We start from the raw sequence: 6,085 nt of genomic DNA, 5'->3' as shown, positions 1-6,085 counted from the left end.
TAAGATTTATTGGTTGCAGGCATTGCTGAGAATTGGAATAACTAAAAATCACTCTTAAGTCAACATTAAATCAAACGCTTATTGCTATTATATATGATTAATACTAAGATAGTTCGGAATGGCCTAGCTCTCCTAGCTAGTAGCTTACTATTCACCCCCACTGCTGGTTTGGCTAGCTCTCCTCGTCAGGGGCAAGTTGAAAATAAATTAATCGCAGCAGCACAGTATTTAAGAGACCGCGATTATATGCCAACTCATCGACCGGTAGTAAATAGACTTTCCCGGAACCAAGTCGATGCATTTACCCTGGATCTAGAAGCTGGTAAATCTTATACCTTAGTAAGTTTTTGTGATGATGCTTGTCTCGATATTGACCTAGGTCTGTATGATAACAATGGCCAAACCGTTGACTATGATACTGACTATGGTCAATATCCGATTGTTCAAGTTACCCCTCGCGGCAGTGGGAAATTTATGGTTAAAGTCGGTATGCCCCACTGTGTAAGCTCTTCATGCTATTACGGGGTGGGGATATTCGCGAAATAGATCAAAACTGAGATCTTCCTTCCCATTTTGCCAAATTGATGCTATTATAATAAGTGGCTCGGATCGACGCGATCGCAACGCCCAAACCTTGTCAGGACCGGAAGGTAGCAGCAATACGGGATGCTTACGATAGGCGTGGACTCCGGGTCATCCTCGTAGCCACAACACATAGCCATAACACAATAGACATCCCTCCAGTTATCAGTAACTTCAGATCTAGTTACTTCGGGCGGGCGGCGTAACTTCAGACAAGGGAAGAAAAATTGGCGGAAACAGTAGTGAAAGAAAACACTACTAAAAAGCGATACATCCCTGTTTACTAATGATCCGAAGTTTCCAGTGATGTGTTAGCTTCCCCCATCAATCATCACCCTATAGTTAGCCTAATTTGAGGTAAGCTCGATAATTTCAGTATCTGAAATCAATTCACCATTATGAACTAAATCCTGATGGTTGTTGGAATTTAAGGTAACCGTGATTTCATTTCTACCAGGTTCAAGCTTGCCAATATAATACCAATTGCCGTAAATCCTGGTAATTTTTTTGCCATTGATGAATAGATGGGCATGTCCTTCTCCTGGTTGATGGGCTTTGCTAGCATTCTTGGCAGAAAATTGGAAGTTAGAAACCTTTATTTCCAAATTCCATCCTGTCATCGGATCTGGATACACCACTAGGTCAACATTTGGAACAGGTTGACCAGAAGGAATTTCCATTGTGCCATGATGATGACCCATATCTTCACCATGGTGACTACTGCTGCCGACTTTGTGATTATGGTGATTATGCTCCATGTCTTTACTATGGTGATTACCGGTTTCAGTTTTATCACCATGGACCTGAGCATGGGTCTGTTCAGAATCTAGATCTTCATGGCTAGCCATTCCACAACCACTACCTAGTAAGCTGATAGTTAGCAAACTGGCTGATGCTAATCTTAAAATAGTTCTAAGTGCTGAAAATAGTGCTAAGTGCTGAGGGCTGAGTGGGATTTCTTTGGGTCGGTAAGTGAATAAGGTCTTGCTCATCCGATCGACAGTTGTTGTTTTAACCATGGACTTTGCTAAATTGCCCATGGTAGTGTATATCATGTCATTTAAAATATCAAAAGACAAGCTGTAAAACCTGGTAATTAGTTAGCAAAGCATATGCGCTACGCGCACGGTGCGCGAACAGCAGTCAGCGTTCAGCAGTCAGCTGAAAATAAACCCGGGAGAATTTAATATTGATAGATTAATGATAAGTGAAAGTATTGATAAAAGTCCTTGGCCTATGGCTACGCTACACCGAAAGGCTTTGTGGAACAGGCTTCTATTGTGACACAGACTTCTATTTGTGGCACAGGCTTTGACACTCTGACAGAACGAATGCTTAGCTCTTTATTCAAAAGCTAATAGCTATCAGCTAATAGCTGATAGCTTACAAAGAATCAACGATGCTGAAAGCCCCGTGTCTTTAGACCGGGTCAGAAGTTACCGTAAGAAGAGTGGATCCTTTATAGTTGGCAGGCTATGCAGATAAGGATTAAAACTTATTGATTAAGGCGACCCTCTGATAAGGTTTAGTCTCCGGGATGAAAGCGAAATGGTGGCTTTAGCCGCAGTGAAGAGAATATCTGAGAATAATCAAAATTTTGTAGCCGGGTATGGTAGTATAAAACAGTAACAAAAAAGGTCGATATCCGTTCGCGGAGCTTGACCTTAGGTCAATGATCATAATTGAGTTCAAAGCCTACGGCAAAAAGCACCAATACCAAGCCATAGATGAGGCTATTAGAACGGTTAGATTTATCCGCAATAGCTGCATAAGGCTATGGATGGACAACAAACAAACTGGAAAGTATGACCTTAGCAAATACTGCAAGGTCTTGGCTAGAGAATTCCCATTTGCTAATGAACTGAACTCTACTGCCCGTCAAGCTGCTGCGGAGAGGGCATGGTCATCAATCGTCCGTTTCTACGACAATTGCAAGAAAAAAATACCTGGAAAAAAAGGCTTTCCTAAGTTCCAGAAGAACTGTCGTTCAGTTGAGTACAAACAGTCCGGTTGGAAGTTTTCCCCTGATAAAAAGTCGATTACGTTTAGTGACAAGAAGGGAATTGGAAAGCTCAAGCTCAAAGGTACTTGGGACTTGTGGCGATTCGACAAAAAACAAATCAAAAGGGTTCGGATAGTTCGACGAGCTGACGGGTACTACCTCCAGTTCTGTGTTTCAGTTGATGTCAACGAAAAATTAAAGCCAACTGGAAAAACCGTAGGACTGGATGTAGGACTGAAGGATTTCTATACGGATTCCGACGGCAATACACAACCCAACCCTCGGTTTTATAGAACGGGTGAAAAGCGTTTAAAGTTTTATCAACGTCGGGTTTCCCGAAAAAAGAAAGGCTCTGCTAACCGTCGAAAAGCCATTAACAAACTAGGTAGAGAACACCTTAGAATAAGTAGGCAACGTGAAGAACACGCCAAGAGACTGGTTAGAAGTTACCGTAAGAATAAAGAAGCCTTTATGGTTAGTCGGCTATGCATAAAAGGGTTAAATCTTTGTTATTAAGGCTTCTTTATTCTAAGGTTTCGTCTCCGGCGCGTTGCGTAATCCAATCTAACGATTTGGTGGCCTACGTTCGCGCAGCGTGCCGAAGGCAAGATTTAAGGGTAAGGAATTTAGTTAAAAACCACTGTCTCGCCAAGTCTATTAATGATGCAGGTTGGTATCAGTTTAGGAAATGGATGGAGCATTTTGGAACTAAGTTTGGCCGGGTAACTGTTGCAGTCAACCCAGCCTATACAAGCCAAAACTGCTCTGAGTGTGGCGAGGTCGTGAAAAAGTCTCTATCAACTAGGACTCACGCCTGTAAGTGTGGCTGTCAGTTAGACCGTGATGTTCCTTCGGAACCGCTTCGCGAACACAATGCTGCCATCAACATACTGGAAAAAGCCTTGAGTACTGTGGGGCACACAGGAACTTGGATTTTAAATCCGTTCGCGTAGCGTCGGCTTCGCCGATACGCTTGCGGAGAATCGACCTCTACTTTTCCTGACTCCGGTCTGGTTGAGCAAGTTGGCTCGTTGAAGCAAGAATCCCCGCGTCTAATGACCGGGGAGTGTCACCAACCTACTTCTTGAGCTACTCCATACAATTCCTCTAAATGTCGGCAAAATTCACTGTAGGTTCCAATTTGCCGTGCGTCTAATCCAGTTAAATCTAAATTTTCTTCAGTACTTTTCTGTTGGAGGTCTACTCCTTCCTGCTTGTTACGCATATTTAATCGGTAAGCATTTTGGTCTGGATAAATTTCAAAAATTATCTCGATCGCGTCTTCATAGGTTTCTAAGGAAAGGGTTAGATCGAAGGGCTTTCCAGGTAAAATCAAGCTGATGCTGTCATAGCCTGTTGCTTCTTCTGTGTAAAAAACTTGTGATTCTGACATGGCGACAATTATTTGAGTCCAGGCAGGAAAGCTAGTCATTTTTCTTCTCCTTTAGATAGTGATGGTAGGTAGTAATAGCAATGCCCTGGGTTTAACCTGAAACTAGCATGCAACGCACTGAACACACGGATGCTACAGTTGAGCAATCGGTGATTCACCACGGCACTAGGGAGGTTATCCCAATAAAGAATACTAAAAATAACAACAATAGTAGGGTAACTATCATACCAATAATGACGAAGGATGTGATCGCCCAACCCCGTTGATGGCGCTTAAAGGTTTTGATACTCTTCCAACGGCGACTTTTCCATGCCCACTCATTGCCCTTGATGCCCAAAATAATCCCCATCACTGGCCAAGCAAGAAATCCAGTCACTAAGGATAGATCGGTCCAGGCAATCAGTCCAATCCAAACTTGATTGGTGACACACCACAAACCTGGTAGACAAAAGGCACCCCAGTTCCAGCCTTGAATCTCTGCTGGCACTGGAACAGATTCGTCAAACACTTGCTTGCAACCGGAATTATTGATGGGAGTAGGTGGTGGGTAGGATTTAGACTGGGGAGTTACAGCCACAGTACCCTTCATTTCTGTTTCTCTAACCTTAGAATCATCAGAATCATCGGTTTGGATTAGGTCTAGAACCTGTTCAGCAGATTGGAATCGCTCAGAGGGTTGGGATGCCAGCAAACGAGATAGGATAGTATTAAAATCTGGAGATAAAGTTACTTCTTCTTCAGTTCGCCAGCTAAGGGTATAAGGGTCAACCAGTTCCTGGGGCTGTTTACCAGTCATTAGTACTAGTGCTGTTACTCCCAAAGCATACAGGTCACTATGGGGAGCAGCAATCCCTAAGCGTAGCTGTTCATCAGGTGCATAGCCAACTTTACCTAAGCAAGTCCCACCAGCGTAGATGGCGGAGTTTTGCCCACTGGTTACGGGGGTATTGACTTCTAGAGCAATTTGTTTGACACCACCCAAGTCAATTAATACTGGTAGTCCATCGGAAGCACGACGGATAATATTGTCCGGAGCAATATCTCGGTGAATTATGCCTAATTGGTGTAGGTAGCTTAAGACCGGGAGCAATTGCTGAAACAGTTGGAGAATTTCGGTTTCGCTGAACCGTTCCCCTTTGCTTACTCGTTCTTCGAGTAAGGTTTGATAGGTTTTTCCTTCAATGTAGTCTTGGACGAGAAACAACCGTTTGCCATCCCGAAAAAATTCCCAGAATCTCGGAATTTGGGGGGATGAAAGCTTGTGCAGCATGGTTGCTTCCCGTTGAAATAGTTCTTCGGCTTTTTCAATGGGTTGGGTGCCCTGGTTTCTTGGAGTCAGCTCTTTTAGGGTTACTAGTTCATTAAAGCGTCCAGTGTCTTTGGCGAGGTAGGTTTTGCCAAATCCCCCTTGTCCTAAGGTGCGCTGAATTATGTAGCGATCGCGTAATCGGCTTCCAGTCTCTAATTTATTGTCTAGATTACTATTGTCTAGATTACTATTGTCTAGATTACTATTGTCTAGATTAGTGTCTAAGAGACTGCTACTGGGAGGGAGTAGAGAGGCACCACAACGAGAGCAAAAACTTGCCCGACTGGGATTGATTTGCTCACATTTCATACAAATGATTGAATTCATGGCTCCACTCTTTTGAATACCAGTTGGTTTCATGCCGTTGCTGCCTAGTTAATTAGTATTATAATTGGCACTAGAATTGGCTCGATATGATCTATTTTAGCCACCATCAGAAAAATGAGAGTTCATTCAAATGTGATGCTTGGGGTAAGTATTGTGGACGGTTGATGGTGAATTGTAAACGAATTGTCAAGCGAAGGCAGCAATCTTAATCAAAAATAGTTAATAAGAAATATTAAGGTCGCAATTATTAACTATTTCAGGCTTAAAATTATAAAGTTATGTGCGTAGAACGTGGGTGATGGTGCAAATAACAGGAACAACAAAGTTACTGGGTGTGATTGGTGATCCAGTGGAACATTCTTTATCACCACTGATGCATAACCGAGCGATCGCATCCTTGGATGTGGATTATGTCTACCTACCCTTACCGGTAAAATCAGCAGATTTGAAAAATGCGATCGCTGGTTTTGAG

The 6,085-nt window shown here is 42.9% G+C and carries 6 protein-coding genes, 1 other RNA gene and 2 pseudogenes; 6 read left to right on the top strand and 3 right to left on the bottom strand.

Annotated elements, in window-relative coordinates; all coding sequences use genetic code 11:
• Positions 1-93 precede the first annotated feature (93 nt).
• Complete coding sequence (locus tag F6J94_RS28530; protein WP_075903342.1) at positions 94-546, top strand: hypothetical protein; 453 nt, start codon at positions 94-96, stop codon at positions 544-546.
• 55 nt (positions 547-601) lie between these two features.
• An RNA gene (gene ffs, locus F6J94_RS28525) (signal recognition particle sRNA small type) lies at positions 602-698 on the top strand.
• Between the two features lie 231 nt (positions 699-929).
• On the opposite strand, the gene F6J94_RS28520 is transcribed toward ffs, so the two are convergent.
• On the bottom strand, positions 930-1,601 hold the full coding sequence (locus F6J94_RS28520; RefSeq protein ID WP_293046611.1) for a hypothetical protein: 672 nt from the start codon (positions 1,599-1,601) through the stop codon (positions 930-932).
• 210 nt (positions 1,602-1,811) lie between these two features.
• Here F6J94_RS28520 and F6J94_RS28515 point away from each other — a divergent pair, with 210 nt between their 5' ends.
• The 3 genes and pseudogenes from F6J94_RS28515 to F6J94_RS28505 form a co-directional block, all read left to right on the top strand.
• A complete protein-coding gene (locus F6J94_RS28515; protein ID WP_293046609.1) occupies positions 1,812-1,940 on the top strand; it encodes a hypothetical protein in 129 nt (42 codons plus the stop codon).
• 314 nt (positions 1,941-2,254) lie between these two features.
• Positions 2,255-3,100, top strand: coding sequence for a transposase (locus tag F6J94_RS28510; protein ID WP_293046608.1), 846 nt, complete (start codon positions 2,255-2,257; stop codon positions 3,098-3,100).
• 29 nt (positions 3,101-3,129) lie between these two features.
• Positions 3,130-3,672, top strand: a pseudogene (locus F6J94_RS28505) (RNA-guided endonuclease InsQ/TnpB family protein); the annotation flags it as partial.
• Here F6J94_RS28505 and F6J94_RS28500 read toward each other — a convergent pair.
• On the bottom strand, positions 3,654-4,016 hold the full coding sequence (locus tag F6J94_RS28500; protein ID WP_075903340.1) for a hypothetical protein: 363 nt from the start codon (positions 4,014-4,016) through the stop codon (positions 3,654-3,656). The pseudogene F6J94_RS28505 and the gene F6J94_RS28500 sit on opposite strands and share 19 nt — an antisense overlap.
• A 115-nt stretch (positions 4,017-4,131) precedes the next feature.
• The gene (locus tag F6J94_RS28495; protein WP_293046605.1) at positions 4,132-5,613 is read right to left on the bottom strand and encodes a protein kinase; all 1,482 of its coding nucleotides are present in this window, start codon (positions 5,611-5,613) and stop codon (positions 4,132-4,134) included.
• A gap of 298 nt (positions 5,614-5,911) precedes the next feature.
• On the opposite strand from F6J94_RS28495, the pseudogene F6J94_RS28490 reads away from it, so the two are divergent.
• Positions 5,912-6,085 (top strand): annotated as a pseudogene (locus F6J94_RS28490) (shikimate dehydrogenase); the annotation flags it as partial.

It is taken from the genome of Moorena sp. SIO1F2, assembly GCF_010672755.1.
GTDB lineage: Bacteria > Cyanobacteriota > Cyanobacteriia > Cyanobacteriales > Coleofasciculaceae > Moorena.
Note: the sequence above shows the minus strand (reverse complement) of the source record. Positions and strands in the feature narration are given on the sequence as shown.

What these genes read in the sequence shown, in the direction of transcription:
- F6J94_RS28520 (WP_293046611.1), bottom strand. Translation starts at nt 1,601, where the DNA reads ATGGTTAAAACAACAACTGTCGATCGGATGAGCAAGACCTTATTCACT.
- F6J94_RS28510 (WP_293046608.1), top strand. Translation starts at nt 2,255, where the DNA reads ATGATCATAATTGAGTTCAAAGCCTACGGCAAAAAGCACCAATACCAA.
- F6J94_RS28530 (WP_075903342.1), top strand. Translation starts at nt 94, where the DNA reads ATGATTAATACTAAGATAGTTCGGAATGGCCTAGCTCTCCTAGCTAGT.
- F6J94_RS28500 (WP_075903340.1), bottom strand. Translation starts at nt 4,016, where the DNA reads ATGACTAGCTTTCCTGCCTGGACTCAAATAATTGTCGCCATGTCAGAA.
- F6J94_RS28495 (WP_293046605.1), bottom strand. Translation starts at nt 5,613, where the DNA reads ATGAATTCAATCATTTGTATGAAATGTGAGCAAATCAATCCCAGTCGG.